17 protein-coding genes are annotated in these 16,788 nt (G+C 42.2%); 7 read left to right on the forward strand and 10 right to left on the reverse strand.

Going from position 1 to position 16,788, the window contains the following annotated elements:
• Nucleotides 1-21: 21 nt before the first annotated feature.
• Genes AC1MCB_RS19915 through AC1MCB_RS19930 form a run of 4 tightly spaced genes read left to right on the forward strand, consistent with a single transcriptional unit; the run spans nt 22 to nt 3,353 of the window.
• Entirely contained in the window at nt 22-564 is a 543-nt protein-coding gene (locus AC1MCB_RS19915; RefSeq protein WP_479966477.1) for a DUF1599 domain-containing protein, read from the forward strand.
• 26 nt (nt 565-590) lie between these two features.
• On the forward strand, nt 591-1,748 hold the full coding sequence (locus AC1MCB_RS19920) for a BT_3928 family protein (protein ID WP_479966478.1): 1,158 nt from the start codon (nt 591-593) through the stop codon (nt 1,746-1,748).
• Complete coding sequence (locus AC1MCB_RS19925; protein WP_479966479.1) at nt 1,748-2,806, forward strand: ABC transporter permease; 1,059 nt, start codon at nt 1,748-1,750, stop codon at nt 2,804-2,806. Before AC1MCB_RS19920 ends, AC1MCB_RS19925 begins: the two co-directional genes overlap by 1 nt.
• Nucleotides 2,807-2,846: 40 nt before the next feature.
• Entirely contained in the window at nt 2,847-3,353 is a 507-nt protein-coding gene (locus AC1MCB_RS19930; protein WP_479966480.1) for a shikimate kinase, read from the forward strand.
• A 35-nt stretch (nt 3,354-3,388) separates the two neighbouring features.
• Here AC1MCB_RS19930 and AC1MCB_RS19935 read toward each other — a convergent pair whose 3' ends face one another.
• A complete protein-coding gene (locus tag AC1MCB_RS19935; RefSeq protein ID WP_479966481.1) occupies nt 3,389-3,997 on the reverse strand; it encodes a hypothetical protein in 609 nt (202 codons plus the stop codon).
• A gap of 530 nt (nt 3,998-4,527) precedes the next feature.
• Entirely contained in the window at nt 4,528-5,037 is a 510-nt protein-coding gene (locus AC1MCB_RS19940) for a phosphoribosyltransferase family protein (RefSeq protein ID WP_479966482.1), read from the reverse strand.
• A 163-nt stretch (nt 5,038-5,200) separates the two neighbouring features.
• On the opposite strand from AC1MCB_RS19940, the gene AC1MCB_RS19945 reads away from it, so the two are divergent.
• Nucleotides 5,201-5,914, forward strand: a complete 714-nt coding sequence (locus tag AC1MCB_RS19945) for a head GIN domain-containing protein (RefSeq protein ID WP_479966483.1) — start codon at nt 5,201-5,203, stop codon at nt 5,912-5,914.
• Between the two features lie 89 nt (nt 5,915-6,003).
• Here the strand turns inward: AC1MCB_RS19945 and AC1MCB_RS19950 are convergent, their stop codons facing one another.
• From AC1MCB_RS19950 to kbl, 8 genes are all read right to left on the reverse strand, one after another.
• Complete coding sequence (locus tag AC1MCB_RS19950; RefSeq protein ID WP_479966484.1) at nt 6,004-6,399, reverse strand: hypothetical protein; 396 nt, start codon at nt 6,397-6,399, stop codon at nt 6,004-6,006.
• A 65-nt stretch (nt 6,400-6,464) separates the two neighbouring features.
• Nucleotides 6,465-7,919, reverse strand: a complete 1,455-nt coding sequence (gene rlmD / locus AC1MCB_RS19955) for a 23S rRNA (uracil(1939)-C(5))-methyltransferase RlmD (RefSeq protein ID WP_479966485.1) — start codon at nt 7,917-7,919, stop codon at nt 6,465-6,467.
• A 434-nt stretch (nt 7,920-8,353) separates the two neighbouring features.
• A complete protein-coding gene (locus AC1MCB_RS19960; RefSeq protein WP_479966486.1) occupies nt 8,354-8,929 on the reverse strand; it encodes a TetR/AcrR family transcriptional regulator in 576 nt (191 codons plus the stop codon).
• Between the two features lies 1 nt (nt 8,930).
• Entirely contained in the window at nt 8,931-9,347 is a 417-nt protein-coding gene (locus tag AC1MCB_RS19965; protein ID WP_479966487.1) for a Rieske (2Fe-2S) protein, read from the reverse strand.
• A complete protein-coding gene (gene pheS / locus AC1MCB_RS19970) occupies nt 9,347-10,381 on the reverse strand; it encodes a phenylalanine--tRNA ligase subunit alpha (RefSeq protein WP_479966488.1) in 1,035 nt (344 codons plus the stop codon). The genes AC1MCB_RS19965 and pheS overlap by 1 nt, the downstream gene beginning before the upstream one ends.
• A 7-nt stretch (nt 10,382-10,388) precedes the next feature.
• Entirely contained in the window at nt 10,389-10,802 is a 414-nt protein-coding gene (locus AC1MCB_RS19975; protein ID WP_479966489.1) for a type II toxin-antitoxin system VapC family toxin, read from the reverse strand.
• Nucleotides 10,792-11,061: a DUF6364 family protein gene (locus tag AC1MCB_RS19980; RefSeq protein WP_479966490.1), complete on the reverse strand. Its 270-nt coding sequence runs from the start codon at nt 11,059-11,061 to the stop codon at nt 10,792-10,794. Before AC1MCB_RS19980 ends, AC1MCB_RS19975 begins: the two co-directional genes overlap by 11 nt.
• A 43-nt stretch (nt 11,062-11,104) precedes the next feature.
• On the reverse strand, nt 11,105-12,295 hold the full coding sequence (gene kbl, locus AC1MCB_RS19985) for a glycine C-acetyltransferase (protein ID WP_479966491.1): 1,191 nt from the start codon (nt 12,293-12,295) through the stop codon (nt 11,105-11,107).
• A gap of 151 nt (nt 12,296-12,446) precedes the next feature.
• Here kbl and AC1MCB_RS19990 point away from each other — a divergent pair, with 151 nt between their 5' ends.
• Both AC1MCB_RS19990 and AC1MCB_RS19995 read left to right on the forward strand, forming a co-directional pair.
• Nucleotides 12,447-14,903: a DUF5686 and carboxypeptidase regulatory-like domain-containing protein gene (locus tag AC1MCB_RS19990; protein WP_479966492.1), complete on the forward strand. Its 2,457-nt coding sequence runs from the start codon at nt 12,447-12,449 to the stop codon at nt 14,901-14,903.
• Between the two features lie 79 nt (nt 14,904-14,982).
• Nucleotides 14,983-16,707, forward strand: coding sequence for a glycoside hydrolase family 26 protein (locus AC1MCB_RS19995; RefSeq protein ID WP_479966493.1), 1,725 nt, complete (start codon nt 14,983-14,985; stop codon nt 16,705-16,707).
• The last annotated feature ends 81 nt before the right edge of the window (nt 16,708-16,788 follow it).

The raw sequence follows: 16,788 nt of genomic DNA on the forward strand, positions 1-16,788 counted from the left end.
TTATCAAACAATACCTTCGTTTTGGCAAATAACACTTCCGCAGAATATCTATCAGTTATCAAAGTTTGCAAAGAACTCTTCATTAAGAAGACCAACGATTACGGAACCGCCTGGCGCATCCTCCGGATCTCATCCATTACCGACCAGATTTTTATCAAAGCGCAGCGTATCAGGACACTGGAAGAAAAGAAGATATCGAAGGTAGGGGAGGATATTACCTCCGAATACATCGGAATTGTTAATTACTGTGTGATTGCCATGATGCAAATGGATATGGAACCCGACAGTTTAACCGAGATACCGGCCGAAATTGTTAGCCGTATGTACGACGAGAAAGCGAAAGAAACCGAGGAACTCATGTTTGCCAAAAACCATGACTACGGCGAAGCATGGCGGGATATGCGCATTAGTTCTCTGACAGACCTGATCCTAATGAAGCTGCTCAGAGTAAAGCAGATTGAAGATAACATGGGGCAGACTTTAGCATCCGAAGGAGTCAAAGCAAACTACCAGGACATGCTAAATTATGCTGTATTCGCGCTTATTAAACTAGGTGTAAAGTAATTTGATCTGACAAGAAACCATTTTATATGAAGAAACTTTTAATAAATTTTAGTCGCCTGTTTACAGGCATACTTTTTATTTTTTCCGGCCTCATCAAGGCAAACGACCCTTTAGGTTTTGGTTATAAGCTTCAGGAATATTTTGAGGTCTTTCACACCTCTTTTTTGCATGATTACGCTACTGCGATAGCAATCCTGCTATGCACACTCGAGATAATTTTGGGCGCCATGCTGCTTCTAGGGTTCTTCGCCCGCAAAGTTGCCTTAGGCTTATTGCTGCTGATTATATTTTTTACGTTTTTAACCTTCTACTCGGCATTTTTCGAGGTAGTTACCTCCTGCGGCTGTTTTGGCGATGCCATTCCGTTAACACCATGGCAGTCCTTCAGCAAAGACCTGGTGTTGTTATTCTTTATTGTGATCATCTATTTGAATCGCGACAGCATCCGGCCGGTGATCACTTCGGTGAAAGCCCAGCAGGTGATCGTTGCTTTTATCATCTTTATTTCTCTCGCATTCAGTTTATACACCTATAACTTCCTGCCGGTGCTTGATTTTCTGCCTTACAAAAAGGGGAACAACCTGCCGTCGTTAATGGTAATGCCTGCAGGAGCAGAACCTGATCTTTATGAGATCACCTATACTTTAAAAAATAAAGAGACCGGCGAAACCAAGACCATGTCGGACAAGGAGTACCTGAAAACCGAAATCTGGAAAGATAAAAACTGGGAGATCTTTGGTGATTCGGAGAGCAAGCTTATTAAGAAGGGTTACGATGTGAAGATCAAAGACCTGAAGATCAGCGACTCAATGGGTACCGATTATACTACCGAGATTGTCGAAAACCCGTATTACAACCTGGTTATAGTAGCTTACGATCTGGATAAAGCCAATTTGAACGCTATAGGAGACCTGAACGCGATAGCCATGAATGCTGCGGAGGATTTCAATATCCGTACGGTTTTACTTACTTCAGCATCTGCAGAAGGTGCAGAGAAATTCAGCAAAGAGAATAAGCTGGTGATGGAGATCCTTTATGCGGATGCTATACCGCTAAAAAGCATGGTACGGGCTAACCCCGGACTAATGCTCTTAAAAAATGGAACTGTGATAGATAAATGGCACTTTCATGCTGCGCCATCCTATGATCAACTTGCCAAAACCTATTTCGAAAAGAATCAATAATGTTGCGTTACGCCCTTCAGAAGATCATTTACGGACTGGCAGTATTAGCCGGAATTGTAGTGGTGGTTTTCTTCCTTTTCAACATCTTACCCGCCGATCCTGCCCGAATGACCCAGGGCCAGCGCTCCGACGTGCAGTCGCTGGAAGCGGTACGTAAAGAGTTCGGACTGGATAAACCGATTCCCATGCAGTTCGTATACTATGTAAACGATCTGATGCTGGTAGCCGTTCATGAACGGGATTCGGCGTCCAAAGAAAAATATCGGTATGTGGAGCTTATACCTTTCAGTAAGGAGAAGGCTATAGCGCTTAAATGGCCCTACCTGCGCCGGTCGTACCAAACAAAGCGCGACGTAAGTAATATCCTGGCAGAAACAATACCGAACACTTTTATATTGGCTACAACCGCCATGATCTTTGCCACCTTTATTGGCATCTTTCTGGGAGTGATCTCTGCCGTAAATAAAGACACCTGGATAGATCGTTCAGCTAATGCCTTTGCGATCCTGGGCATCTCGGCGCCATCGTTCTTTGCGGGTATTATTATTGCCTGGCTCTTCGGCTTTGTATTGGGCGATTATACCGGGCTCAACATGTCCGGAAGCTTATATAATTACGATCCCTTCCGGGGGGAAGTGATGAACTGGAAAAATCTGATTCTTCCGATGATCACTTTGGGATTGCGCCCGCTGGCCATCATCGTTCAACTTACCCGAAGCGCCATGCTGGATGTACTGAGCCAGGATTATATCCGCACAGCCAGGGCCAAAGGCTTGAGCAACCGCCAGGTAATTTACGGACACGCCTTAAAGAATGCCCTGAACCCGGTGATCACTGCTATATCCGGTTGGTTTGCTTCTTTGCTGGCCGGCTCCTTTTTCGTAGAGTATATCTTTGGCTACAACGGTCTTGGCAAAGCCACCGTGGATGCACTCGAACTGTCCGACTTCCCGGTAGTAATGGGCTCCATTCTGTTTGTCGCCTTTATATTTGTGATCATCAACATCCTGGTCGATATAGCCTACGCATTCATCGACCCAAGAGTAAAACTGGCTTAACTTCTCAAATCTCATATCTCACCTCTCAAATCTCCCTAAGATGAAAATATTTCTAATCGGTTTTATGGGAAGCGGTAAAAGTACAATGGGCCGCAAGCTGGCGAACTTCCTTCATTACGAGTTTGTCGACCTGGACAAACTGATTGAGCACAAAGCCGGGATGAGCATTGCCGAATACTTCAGTAAGAATGGCGAGGAAAGTTTCCGTGAGCTGGAAAGAGATACTTTACAGCAAACCGAATTTAACAACAATGCGGTAATAGCGACCGGTGGCGGCGTACCCTGCTACTTCGACAATATGGATTGGATGTATAAAGAAGGGAAGGTTATTTACCTCTCCATGGAACCAAAAGCACTTGCAGATCGGTTAAAGCACTCCAAAGTTTCTAGACCATTAATCAAAGACCTTAACCAGGAAGAGTTGATAGAGTTTATCACCCAAAAATTAACAAGCCGAGATGTGTATTACAAGAAAGCTCATTATATTGTTAGCGGTCTGGATCTGACGGCAGAAAAGCTAGCCAGGTATCTGGGACTTCCGTCCTGATTTGGGGGACATACAAGAATAAAAACGATGTCGATCTAAAAATTATACCCAATCCCCATTCTAACCCCTAATTCTCCGATTCTTTCCGGGTGATTATTCGTGCTAACCACTGCATGTTTCTGGAAGAAAGGGTTTACGAGGATCGTTATCTTGTTAAAGTCGTATTTACCGCCCGCTCCAAACCCATAGCCCACGCCAGATTGTGAATTGAGCCCTCTTGTTTCGGATGCATACATATCCGTTTCAAGGTCGAAAATAACGCCTGCGTTCACAAAAAGATATTTCAGAAAGGTTAGGTTGCCGTAAAGCGGTACCGAAACCATTCGAACATTGTATTGATGAGTTGGTGCTGGCTGCCCCGTATACGTTGGAGCTGACTTAATTTTGTTTGATGAATATTCCAAACCTGTTTCAACAGAAAATGAGTTGTTCAAATTCCGTGTATACCTGATCCCAAATGCATTGGCACCTTTTCCTTCATTACTTCCCCCGCCTGCCATGTGCTGACTTTGAAAAACTTCATTAGATGAGATACCGGAGATAATGGCAATTCTGTTTTTTGTCTGAGCACTGGTGAGGCTACTAACCAGTGAACTCATTAAAACTGTCACAAATAGTATTGAATATTGATGTCTCTTTTGCATGCAATACTGATTGGAGGTATCCATGAAGATAATTAAATTTTTACGAATCTGTAGGTTTAATTTTAATTTAAAAGAAAAACAACATCGCTGCTTTTCGGCTCCTTTCGGGGCAATTAAAACCTATGAAACACGCATTTCAGTTCTGTCTGAGTTAGTCAAATGTCCGTGTCAATTCATTAAATCCGTAGTAAAGCCGGCTATCATCTCGGGTCCTTTCCCAACTTCAATTATGACCAGTGGCAGGATGACAATATATTAACTATGTGCTTACAGGGTCTTCACTATATTCTGATCGAAGGATGACATAGTAAGCATATAGTAAGCATATAGTAAGCACATGGTAAGTGAGAGGCCAGAGAGGAGGATGAATGGGTGTGCTTTCTTAACAGATTGCCTGGATAGACATGACGTAAAAGAGCACAAGACGCTGTGACCTCCTGGCTGCTAATTATTCTTTTTAATTTTGGAATTTTGCTGTAACTGCAGAGCTTGAAAGGCTGTACTGCCGATTAACTGGTGGTTAATTTGGCTTAGCTTAAATACACCGCATCCTTTTCGCCTTTTTCGTCCAGCACGACCGTAACATGTTCTTTCAATACGGTGGCTAGTTCCAGACCTGTGAAATCTGGTGATACCGGGAAGATCCGGTGATTGCGGTCAACTAATACGAGTGTTCGAAGTTTTTTGAGGGGCACATCCAGGAAGATACCCAGCCCGTAAGCGAGGGTGCGGCCGCTGTTCAACACATCGTCTACCAGGATGATCACTTTATTCTGCACCGATTCTGCTGTGAAGTCTGTATCAGCTTTCAGATGGGTACTGGTCTTATCCAACTCGATCTTCATAAGCAGAATTTTAATATCTGAGATCTTTTCAATTACTTTCTTCAGGCGTTTGGCGATGGTATAACCATGATCAACAATGCCGGCAATCACCAGGTCGGTTTCATGCAGGTTATCTTCAAGTATCTGGTAAGCCATCCGGTCTATTTTCTGACTGATTTGTTTTTCATTGAGGATCAGCAGTTTGCGTTCGTGCATATTGATAGTGAATTTCGTTTGATCTGTTATTTCTTCAGATTGCTCCGAGAACAATTACAGGCATGAAAATTACATAATTCCGGATGATTTGCCAGTTTTAATTATCATTCGCGGTGCAACCTTTCCAAAGGCCAAACGTCATGTATTTAAAAGCAACAAGAAAATGAAAAATCTTTTGAGACTAAGCGCCGTGATCGCTTTAATCACGGTTAGCACGGCGGTGTTCGCCCAGGACGAGATGATCCGCGAAGAGCGAAAGGTTTCCGGCTTTTCCGCCATTAAAGCAGCAGGCATAGCCAGTGTTTACCTTGAAAAAGGTAGTCAGGAGAAAGTGAGTATTGAGGTAAACGACCAGGAATTTAAAGATCATCTGGTTGTTGAAGTAATTAATAAGGTGTTGGTTATCCGGATGGACAACAAAGAGAAAAGGGAACATCGGAACCAGAATGTGAAACTTAAAGTTTACGTCACTTATAAAGAACTGAATAGCTTACTGGGCACCGGTGCAACCAATTTCTATGCGGACGATCAAATAGACGCTGATCAGTTTGACTTGAAACTTTCCGGAGCTAACAACAGTAAATTAAATATCCGTGCGAAGAAACTGGAAGTGGAAACCAGTGGTGCATCCAATGCTACGTTAAGCGGCCATGCTGATGATCTGCTGGTGAGATCTTCCGGAGCTTCCAACTTGAAGGCATATGATCTGAAAGCTGGTAATGTGGTGGCAGAAACAAGTGGAGTGGCTAATGTATATGTGTCCGCAGAAGATTCACTGGAAGTTAAAGCAAGCGGTCTGTCGAATATTAATTATAAAGGGGATGCTAAACTGCTAACTAAGGAAGTATCCAAGATGGCGAACGTTAAAAAGCAATAAGCCGTTTAGATTTATTGAAGCCAGCTATTTCGGAATCAGTTTTCTGATGTGAAATAGCTGGCGTTTTTATGCTTATTTGATCAGGATAACTAATTATACGGGAAGAAGATAAAGTTAGCGCCTTCAGGGACGATTACAAATAAGCACATAAAGTCACCAGGCTCTTTAAACTGCTTGATGAATTTATCTTTCTTTTCCGGATGAATGATGCCACGCTCTACAAACTCTTCTATGGTTGAAGCCTGGATGGTCCAGCTCATATTTAACTCGTCTTTGTCAAGGATCATTTCACCCAGCTTGACTTCATGCTGATGTGCCACAAAAATAGGGTAGAGGGATATTCCTTCAGCCATTATTTCAATGGCGACTTCCTTGATAGACTCGCTGTAAACTTTCAGGTCGGCTTCGAGGCTTTTCAACGGGCTTTCTGTTGCCTGGTTGTTTTCCCTGTTATTTTCCTGGTCTAATAAGTCTTTTAATTCCATGATTAAAGCTTGTAAACTTTAAAGGTCGAAAGCACCCGAAAAGTTTTATTGTAAGGTTTTTTAAGTTATAGATTTTGAGCTGAAAGTTCTTTTTTCAACGTTAACAGGACAACATTTTCAACGTGCTGGGTATGCGGAAACATGTCAACGGGTTTAATGCGGCTTACGTCGTATTTCTCGTTCAGCAACGCGATATCACGTGCCTGGGTTGCGGCGTTGCAGCTCACATAAACAATTTTAGGAGACTCCATTTCCAGCAGGCGCTTCACGACGTCGGCATGCATACCCGCTCTTGGCGGATCAGTTATGACCACATCTGGTTTACCATGTGTAGCAATGAAATCTGCGTTTAAAACATCTTTCATGTCGCCAGCATAAAACCTGGTATTGCTGATATGATTTACCTCGGAATTGATATATGCATCTTCAATAGCAGTTGGCACATATTCCACACCGATAACCTCCCTGACATCAGCAGCTATAAAATTAGCGATGGTTCCGGCACCAGTATATAAATCGTAAACCAGTTCATGACCTTCAAAACCGGCAAATTCGCGCGCAATTTTATAGAGCTCGTAAGCCTGGTCGGAGTTAGTTTGATAGAAGGACTTGGGACCGATCTTGAACTTCAACACCGGGTTACCGGGCTTACCCGCAGGCATACTTTCAAAAATATGATCCGGACCGTGGTAAACCAGGATGTCCTGGTCAAATATGGTGTCGTTTTTCTTATGATTTATGATGTAGAGTAACGAGGTGATCTGAGGAAAACTGTCTTTCAAAAACTGCATGGTTTTGCTAACCTCCTCTTCATTAGCGAAAGCAAATACCATGATAACCATTAGCTCGCCGGTTGTTGATATCCGCATGATCAGGTTACGTAAAGCACCCTGGTGATTACGAAGATCGTAGAAGGATATATTCTGCGCTAAAGCAAAGCTTCTTAAAGAATTCCGGATATCGTTAGAGGGATCAGCCTGCAGGTGGCAGTGCACAATGTCAAGGATCTTATCAAAACGACCGGGAATGTGATATCCCAGCGCATTCATCTCCATCTCATCCGAATCACGATTGGCCATGTCCTCATCCGTAAGCCAGCGTTTGTCAGAGAATGTATATTCCAGTTTATTACGGTAGTAACGTGTGGCTACAGAAGGTAAAATAGGCTCTATGCCCGTAACATCCACCTTTCCTAAACGGTGCAAAGCATCAGTCACACTTTTTTGCTTAAATACCAGCTGAGCTTCATAGCTCATGTGCTGCCACTTACATCCACCGCAGGCACCAAAGTGAATACAAAATGGCTCGGTGCGATGCTCAGAAGGAGTTACTATCTGCTGGATGCGTGCTTCATAAAATTTTTTCTTGCGACGCATCACTTCAACATCAACTAAATCGCCGGGAACGGCTTTGTCGATGAAAATAACCATCTCATCTAATTTGCCAATGCCTTTGCCTTCTTCGGCTATATCAACGACTTGTATATTTTGGAGGAACTTTTTGTCTGGGGAGAATTTCATTAAGATTGAGTTATTAGCTGTCAGCTATCAGCCGTCAGCAAGCAACTATCAAAAGCCACCAGCCAATTTTTTGCTGATCGCTGACAGCTGATCTCTGATAGCTGAAAGCTACAAAGGCGCAAAATTACAATAAATCAGGATATAAGGTAGTAGGGATTCGGAAGTGTTAGGAAGAAAATTAAGGCGCAAGGACTGGTAATATCTTCGGAGAGATTGAAAAAGACGGGAATATTGATTATCTAAATAACTTCCGAAAGAAAGAAAAGAACCCTCCGGTAGTGTTATCGTTGTAATCAAACTGCTGGTCTATGAGGGTAGAAAAGTTAAGTATCTCGTTGCTCATGGCGCGTAATGTTTGCTATTTCTCTAAAAATAGCATTATTTATACCTAAAACCAAATTGGTATAAAACTTAACAATACCTTGACTTTGAGGTTACTTTACTGCCGCTTTTACGAGGTATGGCAGAATTTCCTTTTGAAACGAGATAAAGTTTTTCCGGACATCCGAGTCAGTTACTGAAGTAAAGGCGAAAGAGAAAACGATACTTTTGCTCGCCTTGATCAGAAAACGCAGACGTTCGGTGTAATCCTCGGCACTAAAGAGAGGCTCTTCATTGAACGACTGGATCAAAAGATTTTCCAGTTCGTCAGAAAGTACTTTTAAAAATTCCTGCGAATTGGTTGATTCCCGGATAAATTCCCAGCCGATAAACTCATTACAAACGGTATAAGATAGGCGGCTGGTACGTAAGATGATACTGCTCAGGTAACTTTCCTGGTCAATATCCTTTTGTGGATTGTGGATGATCTCATGAACACTATGGCGGATATAATCCATTAAGATAGCCTGAAGCAACATTTCTTTGCTATCAAAATATTTATAGATGGTAGCCTTGGCTATTTTGGCTTTTTTGGCGATCTCATTAACACTTGTTTTGTGATAACCATACTTTCGGAACAGTTCGCGGGCTGCTTTCTTAATGCTTTCTTTTATCTTATCGATTTCCATTCTAGTTAATTACCGAAAGTTCAAAATTGGTTACTATCACCTGATATTCTTTTAGGGGCCGTTTAGCAGGTGCCTTAACCGGTGTACCATCATACAAGGAAAACTTAGCGCCGCTGCAGGGATCTGTTGCTGTCAGGGCGGGGTCATCTGGCGTCACCGCGCAGTTTTGTTCCGGATTAACGGAACTGCAGCGATCAAAGGCGACGAGTGCATTATCCGGACGACGGAAAATAATGATTCCCGCAACTCCATGTCCGGTTACCACTACTACTCCTCCGGGACTGTTTAGTCTTGCCAGCCGCGGATCACTAAGCGGGGCCCTGAAATTGACAGGAACTTCCGGTATGCGTCCTTCCTTGTTTTTAGTGCAGGATAGAAAGGTCACGCATAATACCAGAAGAGTGTATCTAAGTCTCATCAAATCATTTCTGATTGGAACTGCTTCAGGAAACGAACATCGTTTTCGGAGAAAAGACGTAAATCTTTAATCTGATATTTGAGATTAGTGATTCGTTCAATACCCATCCCGAAAGCAAATCCGGTGTATTTTTCACTGTCAATGTTACAGTTCTCGAGCACGTTAGGATCAACCATACCACAACCCAGGATTTCTACCCAGCCACTGTATTTGCAGAACTGGCAGCCATCTCCTTTGCATATAGTACACGATATATCCATTTCAGCGGAAGGTTCTGTGAATGGGAAGTATGAAGGGCGGAAGCGCACTTTGGTTCCTTCGCCGAATAATTCCTGTACAAAGTAGAAAAGGGTTTGTTTCAAATCGGCGAAAGAGACATTCTCATCAATATATAAACCCTCTACCTGGTGGAAAAAGCAATGTGCCCTGGCAGAGATAGCCTCATTACGATAAACCCGTCCCGGCATAATGGCGCGGAAAGGTGGTTTCCCATTTTCCATCATCCGTACCTGTACCGAAGAGGTATGCGTACGTAAAGCGATATCGCCCTTTTCACCGCCTTTTTTAATGAAGAAGGTATCCTGCATATCTCTTGCGGGATGTTCTTCAGGGAAATTTAACGCAGAGAAATTATGCCAGTCGTCTTCAATTTCCGGACCTTCGGCAACAATAAAACCCAGCCTTTTGAATATTTCAATGATCTCTTTTCTGATCAGTGAAAGGGGGTGGCGTGAACCAAGTTCGAACCCTGCACCCGGCAACGTCAAATCCGCTTCCGTCTTCGGGGCCTCCGTTTCAGTGCCCAGGCTTTCCTTTAAGTTCTGATATTTAGCCTCAGCGAGTTGTTTAAATTCATTCAGCACTTTTCCCATCACCCGCTTTTCTTCAGATGATACCGTTTTGAACTCTTCAAACAGATCTTTAATAAGACCCTTAGTACCTAAAAAGCGGATGCGGAAAGTTTCCAGCTCTGCAGCATCTGCTGGTTGAAAAGCGTTTATTTCGGCGGTGTATTGGGATATTTTATTTTGCATTGTAATTTTAATATTTAAAGAAATTCTCTGCGGTTATTACCGGTATAGATGATTGTCTATAATCCTTTATATTCCGACTTAAGATTGTTGTGCAATGGTTTTTTTTGGCGATATGATATTGTATAGCATCTTCAAAATCGCCGAAAACATTACTAATGCCATATTTTACCGCGTCAACTTCCATTGGCAAAACTTGCATATGTTTCAACAATATTGAGATACATTCATTAGCATAGCTCTTGTTACGTTGTTTTGATATGACGTAGTATAAGTTTGCTGTAATTAGTGTTGAAGTATACAGGGTGAAATTCTTTTGTGAATTAATGTCAAATAGCTTGATAGCAAATGTTGAATGAGGTTTTCGGTCGAAAAATAAATCCAGTAGAATATCTGAATCAACAAAGACTTTCTCAAAGCCCATATTTATCTTTTAGATATTCATATTTCATTTCTTTTAACTGTTTTTTTGAAATATCAGGACCTTTCAATATTCCAACAATCGATTTGATATCTTCGGGTATATTCGCTTCCTCTTCTTCTTTCAAATTATCACTTTTAATAGCTTGTTCCAAGAAGTCTTGAATCAGTTTGGATAAGCTTATTTGTCTCCTTTTTGCATATTGTTTAGCCCGACTCACAATTTCGGGCTCCATACTAAGCGTTAGTTTTGTAGTTGCCATGATAATGAAATTGATACGTACAAAGATAAAAATAATACACGTACTATTTTAAGACACCGAGCTCTGTACCGACCTTAATGAATGCAGTGATAGCCTGGTCTAAGTGATGCTGATCATGGGCAGCAGATATCTGCACCCTGATACGTGCCTGTCCTTTAGCCACTACCGGGAAGTAAAACCCGATAACATAAATGCCTTCTTCAAGAAGCTTTGTCGCAAAGTCCTGTGCTAGTTTGGCGTCGTACAGCATGATAGGCACGATAGGGTGTACTCCGGGTTTGATATCAAAGCCTGCTTCAGTCATCTTTTCGCGGAAGTAGGCAGTGTTACGTTCGAGTTTGTCCCTCAAGTCGGTAGTCTCGCTGAGCATGTCAAGTACAGCAATAGAAGCACCAACAATAGAAGGGGCGAGGGTATTAGAGAATAAGTAGGGACGTGAACGCTGGCGTAAGATATCGATCACCTCTTTAGGGCCTGAAGTAAAGCCTCCTGAAGCGCCACCTAAGGCTTTGCCAAGAGTTCCGGTGATGATGTCAACACGGCCCATTACATTGTGGTGTTCGTGCGTTCCGCGACCAGTCTTACCGATGAAACCTGAAGAATGACATTCGTCAATCATCACCAGTGCTTCATACTTGTCAGCAAGATTACAGATCTGATCCAACTGCGCGATAGTTCCATCCATTGAAAACGAGCCATCAGTAACGATGATCCGGTGACGAAGGTGCTGAGTTTCTTTTAGCTTCTCTTCCAGATCAGCCATGTCATTATGATTATAGCGGTATCGCTGTGCTTTACATAAACGGACACCGTCAATAATGGAAGCGTGATTTAACGCATCCGATATGATCGCATCCTGTTCGTTAAATAAAGGCTCAAAAACGCCACCATTAGCGTCGAAAGCTGCAGCATAAAGTATAGTATCTTCGGTACCAAGGAACGCGGAGATCTTTTTTTCAAGTTCTTTGTGAATATCCTGGGTTCCGCATATAAAACGTACCGATGACATGCCATATCCATGCGTATCAATCGCATGTTTAGCAGCTTCTATCACTTTAGGATGAGAAGAAAGACCGAGGTAGTTATTTGCGCAGAAATTGATTACTTCCTTGCCACCCTGAACCTTAATGTCAGCTCCCTGGGGTGTAGTAATTATTCTTTCACGTTTATATAATCCGGCATTTTCTATTTCGGCTAATTCGTTTTCTAAAACAGGCTTTAGGGTTTTATACATGGTTTGGCGATTTTGAAGGTGTAAAATTAGCAATTCTCTGCAGATAGCCCGTGTTTTGCCCTGCTTAATGCTTTGAACGCTTTAACATAATTTAACTTCCCAGGCAGTGTATCTTCTGCGCAATTCTACATCTTTACGGCAAATGACGCCGATGAAACCAGCCTTTGCCTTCTTAGCTTTCCTTTTTTTAGCACTTTCCGCCTCTGCACAAACCTTTTTAGTTAAGGGCAAGGTTACAGATGAACAAGGGAATCCGGTTCCTTTTGCAAGTGTTTATCTTAAAAATACGAGTAAAGGAACCTCTGCCAATAGCGAAGCGATTTACCAGTTAAGGCTTCCTGCAGGAAAGCATGAGATTGTATTCAAGGCAATTGGCTATAGGCAACAGAGTGCCGAACTGCTTATAAGCTCTGACCAGGTACTGGATGCTAAACTGAAGACTGAAATTTACGAGTTGAATGATGTGGTGATCCGCTCTGATGGGGAAGATCCCGCCTATGCAATTATGCGAAAAGCGATCAGGAAACGTAAAAGTCATTTGCAAGAAGTGGAATCATATACTACTGACGTTTATATTAAAGGTATGCAGAAATTGTTGGCGGCGCCCAAAAAGTTTTTAGGTAAAGATGTTGCCAAGCTAGGAAAGGAAATGGGTTTGGATTCTAACAGGCAGGGAATTATTTATCTCTCTGAATCTGAGTCGAAGCTAAGCTACATGCAATCGGATCGTTTTCGGGAAGAGATGATCAGTTCGAAAGTTTCGGGCAGTAACAGGGCTTTCAGTTTCAACAGGGCGTCGGACATGAAGGTCAATTTTTATCAAAATCTACAGAATTGGGAAGGGCTGACTACCCGGCCGATCATTTCGCCCCTGGCTGATAATGCCCTGTTTTATTACCTATATAAATACTTAGGCTCTGCCGTCGAGAATGGCCTGCCAGTTAATAAGATCCAGGTAATTCCCCGTCGCAATACAGATCCGGTGTTTCGGGGAAATATTTATATTCTCGAAGATAGCTGGCGACTGCATAGCGCCGATCTCTACCTAACGAAAGATGCTAACATTAACTTCGTTGACACGCTAAACATTGATCAGCAGTTTATTCCGGTAGGCAATAAAGTATGGATGCCATCATCAATGAAGTTCGATTTTACGGGGGGAGTATTTGGATTTCGCTTTGGGGGTTATTTTATGGCTGTCTACGAAAACTACGATCTTAAGCCTGCATTAAACCGTAAGGATTTCACAGAAATTCTACGAATTACGAAAGAAGTAAATAAGAAGGATTCCAGTTACTGGGCACGGGCACGACCAGTTCCCTTAACGGATGAAGAGAAGAGTGATTATCGTAAAAAAGACACTCTGGCGGCAAAGCGTGAGTCGAGACCTTATCTCGATTCACTTGATAAAGTAAGTAATAAGTTTAAACCGGTAGCATTTCTCATTGGCTCCGGGTATAATCCTAGAAACCGTTATAAAAAGGAATATTATCGTTTCAGCTCACTCGCGAGTTCTGTTTTTTACAACACTGTTGAAGGTTTCGGCATAAATTACTCTACTTCATACAGTAAACAAATTGATTCTGTCACCAACAAATATCTTTCACTCACCGGGAAGCTCAGGTATGGCTTTTCCAGTGAAGACTGGTATGGAAGTGTCTCTGGAAACGTGCCAATTGGTAACTCTAACCTTGGATTTAATGTAGGCAGTGACGTGATGGATTTAAATAATTTAGGATCAATCCATACGCTCGGGAACTCGATAAATTCCCTGTTCTATGAGCGGAACTTTCTAAAGCTATATGAGAAGAAGTTTGTTTCGCTTTGGGCTACAAGGCGTATAAGCGGAGGCTTAATTGCTACGCTTTCAACCGAGTGGGCAAGTCGTAAAAGTTTAAGTAATACAAGCAGTTATAGCTTCATTGACGATAAAGAGGAAGTATTCTCATCTAATAATCCTTTTACTCCATTAATTGATACTCAACTATTTCCGGAGAACCAATCATTCAGCGTTGGCCTAAGGGCTACTTATGACTTCAGTAACGAATATGCCACTTATCCGAACGGAAAAGTTTATCAACCCTCCCGATATCCCCGTGTTGGCGTCAGTTTTACTCATTCTTTCAGAGATGTGTTGGGGTCTGATACGCGGTTTGACCTTTTATCATTTGATATAAGTAAATCAGATATCAAACTTGGTTTATATGGAAAATCTTCTTTTTGGCTTGGAGCCGGCAAATACCTGAACTCAGAACAGATGTATTATCCGGATTTCAAGCATTTCATCGGTACCCGAAGTCTGGCCTATACACCGAAAATTAATACCTTCTTATTTCTGGATTATTACCAGTTCAGTACTGCTGATAAATATATTGAAGGTCACTTTGAACATAACTTTTCGGGATTCATAACCAATAAACTTCCGTTGATCAGAAAGTTGAAACTACAGGAAATCGCTGGCTTCAATTACTTAAGCACACCCGGTTTCAAGGATCATAACGAAGTCTATTTTGGGTTGCAATACCTTAATTTTCGTGGATTATATGGGATGTCTTATCAGCGGGGGAGGCAAACAGACAGAGGTTTCAGAATTGCTTACGGATTTTAAGACGCAGATGACGAAGTTCTTTCATGTCTGATGCTTTTTTGTATTATTATAAAAAGTTAATTTTCGTATTTGCTGTCTTATGAAGAAAAAATTAGGTTGGTTTTTGATTCTTTTTGCTCTAGTGGGTTTTATTGTGATTTTGATGGTTCCGAAAAGAACCATCCTTAACATTTACCGGTACGCAAAAGGTGCCAGGTTTGAAGAGCGATCAACGGAGCCCGTGCTCGCCATATTGGATTGGGATACCAAGCACTTAAAGATTAATTCTGATTCATTTCAATATTTCAATTTTCGGATCTCTGATTCAGGTTATGAAAAGCCTGAAGGTATTGAGAAACTAGACCCGCGCCGGCCTGCATTTGTTTCGGTGGATATGTGGAATAACTTCCTTGTAGAGAATCCACTTGAATCGATAGTTAAAGGCAACTATGACAGCAAGATCATAGAAATGTGCAAGCTTTTCTCAAAAAAACAAAGTGTAATTTTTATCAGGTGGAATCCGGAGATGGAAGTGCCGGCAAAGATTTACCCATGGCAAAACCAGTCGCCAAAACTCTATAACGAAGCCTTCAGGTATTTTTCAACCCTTTGCAAGAAATGGGTTCCCGGGGCCAGGATAGTGTGGTCAACTGCTGGCTATCCGGGTGTGTTGGAGTATTACCCTGGAGATGAGGTGATTGATTATGTCAGCGTAACTCTGCAAAGCAAATCGGAGAAATCCACTAAGGCATTTCCCGATTATAAATCTGTTGCTGAAGAGGTAGAGAGAAAAATACACAGAATGCGTTTTATAAGTAAGCCGGTGATAGTGCTTGGAGAAACGGAAACTGATAGCAAAGATTCAGTGCTGACCGGAATCAACGAGGCAGCCCGGTATATCAGCAACAATTCGGAAATTATTTATCAAACAGCCGTGCTAACGGATACATCTATGGTCGGGAAGCGAGAGACCGATTTGAAAATTGGAGTGTACGACCCAAAGGGGCAATTAAATCAGTTGAAGGAAGTCTCCACTGAACATATTTTTCCAAACTGGAAAGATCTGCAGGATGGATCATTTGAGAAAGATTTTAATGCTATAGTAGGCCGTAATCACGATATAATTGTTACGATGGAACCATGGCGTGAGATGAACGCGAAGCCGGATTCTAACCTCCTGGAAAGTATTGTAAAAGGTCGGTACGATAACCTTTTGAATAAGTTATTCAGCACCATATCTAAGGTCGATCAAGTTGTTTATTTGCGCTGGATCCACGAAATGGAAATACCTGTAACGCGCTATCCATGGCAAAGTCAGCCACCCGTTAACTATATTAAAGCTTTCAGGTACTTTGCTTCTTTTCGAAAACCTGAGCATACTAATATTAAGCTGGTATGGGGGCCGGCGGGAGACCGTGGTTTACAGGATTTTTGGCCCGGCAATGATGTAGTCGATTTCATCAGTATGGCGATCTATGGCTTACCCGATAAAAATATTACGGATCATAAAAAGCAGGAGTCATTTTATTCCATTTACGATCGTAAGGCATACCGGATGCGCCTGTTTGATAAACCTATATTTGTTACTGAATTTGGAATCAAAGGGCCTGAAGACTACCAGCTGGAATGGCTGTTAGCTGCCTCTGAAACCATTAGTAAAACCCCACGAATAAGGGGTGTTAGTTACTTCAATATGGTTGACTCGCCAAAAGCGTGGGGAGATATTGAAGCTCCCGATTGGAGCATATCTAAGGAAACATTCATCAAATTTGTCAAATCGTTGAACCTGAACGTCCAGGAAGACAAGTCGATTGTAGCAAACTAGTTTAAGAGAACATCTGTTTTGCTGATTTCCAGGCAGACCCCTATATTTGCACCTGCATTAAACGCTGTTTGCAACAGTATC

The sequence above is a fragment of the Daejeonella sp. AP26 genome (assembly GCF_056680515.1).

Excerpts from the sequence above, each read along its gene's own strand:
- AC1MCB_RS19920 (WP_479966478.1), top strand. The coding sequence starts at position 591 with ATGAAGAAACTTTTAATAAATTTTAGTCGCCTGTTTACAGGCATACTT.
- AC1MCB_RS19925 (WP_479966479.1), top strand. The coding sequence starts at position 1,748 with ATGTTGCGTTACGCCCTTCAGAAGATCATTTACGGACTGGCAGTATTA.
- AC1MCB_RS19930 (WP_479966480.1), top strand. The coding sequence starts at position 2,847 with ATGAAAATATTTCTAATCGGTTTTATGGGAAGCGGTAAAAGTACAATG.
- AC1MCB_RS19935 (WP_479966481.1), bottom strand. The coding sequence starts at position 3,997 with ATGCAAAAGAGACATCAATATTCAATACTATTTGTGACAGTTTTAATG.
- AC1MCB_RS19940 (WP_479966482.1), bottom strand. The coding sequence starts at position 5,037 with ATGCACGAACGCAAACTGCTGATCCTCAATGAAAAACAAATCAGTCAG.
- AC1MCB_RS19945 (WP_479966483.1), top strand. The coding sequence starts at position 5,201 with ATGAAAAATCTTTTGAGACTAAGCGCCGTGATCGCTTTAATCACGGTT.
- AC1MCB_RS19950 (WP_479966484.1), bottom strand. The coding sequence starts at position 6,399 with ATGGAATTAAAAGACTTATTAGACCAGGAAAATAACAGGGAAAACAAC.
- rlmD (WP_479966485.1), bottom strand. The coding sequence starts at position 7,919 with ATGAAATTCTCCCCAGACAAAAAGTTCCTCCAAAATATACAAGTCGTT.
- AC1MCB_RS19960 (WP_479966486.1), bottom strand. The coding sequence starts at position 8,929 with ATGGAAATCGATAAGATAAAAGAAAGCATTAAGAAAGCAGCCCGCGAA.
- AC1MCB_RS19965 (WP_479966487.1), bottom strand. The coding sequence starts at position 9,347 with ATGAGACTTAGATACACTCTTCTGGTATTATGCGTGACCTTTCTATCC.
- pheS (WP_479966488.1), bottom strand. The coding sequence starts at position 10,381 with ATGCAAAATAAAATATCCCAATACACCGCCGAAATAAACGCTTTTCAA.
- AC1MCB_RS19975 (WP_479966489.1), bottom strand. The coding sequence starts at position 10,802 with ATGGGCTTTGAGAAAGTCTTTGTTGATTCAGATATTCTACTGGATTTA.
- AC1MCB_RS19980 (WP_479966490.1), bottom strand. The coding sequence starts at position 11,061 with ATGGCAACTACAAAACTAACGCTTAGTATGGAGCCCGAAATTGTGAGT.
- kbl (WP_479966491.1), bottom strand. The coding sequence starts at position 12,295 with ATGTATAAAACCCTAAAGCCTGTTTTAGAAAACGAATTAGCCGAAATA.
- AC1MCB_RS19990 (WP_479966492.1), top strand. The coding sequence starts at position 12,447 with ATGAAACCAGCCTTTGCCTTCTTAGCTTTCCTTTTTTTAGCACTTTCC.
- AC1MCB_RS19995 (WP_479966493.1), top strand. The coding sequence starts at position 14,983 with ATGAAGAAAAAATTAGGTTGGTTTTTGATTCTTTTTGCTCTAGTGGGT.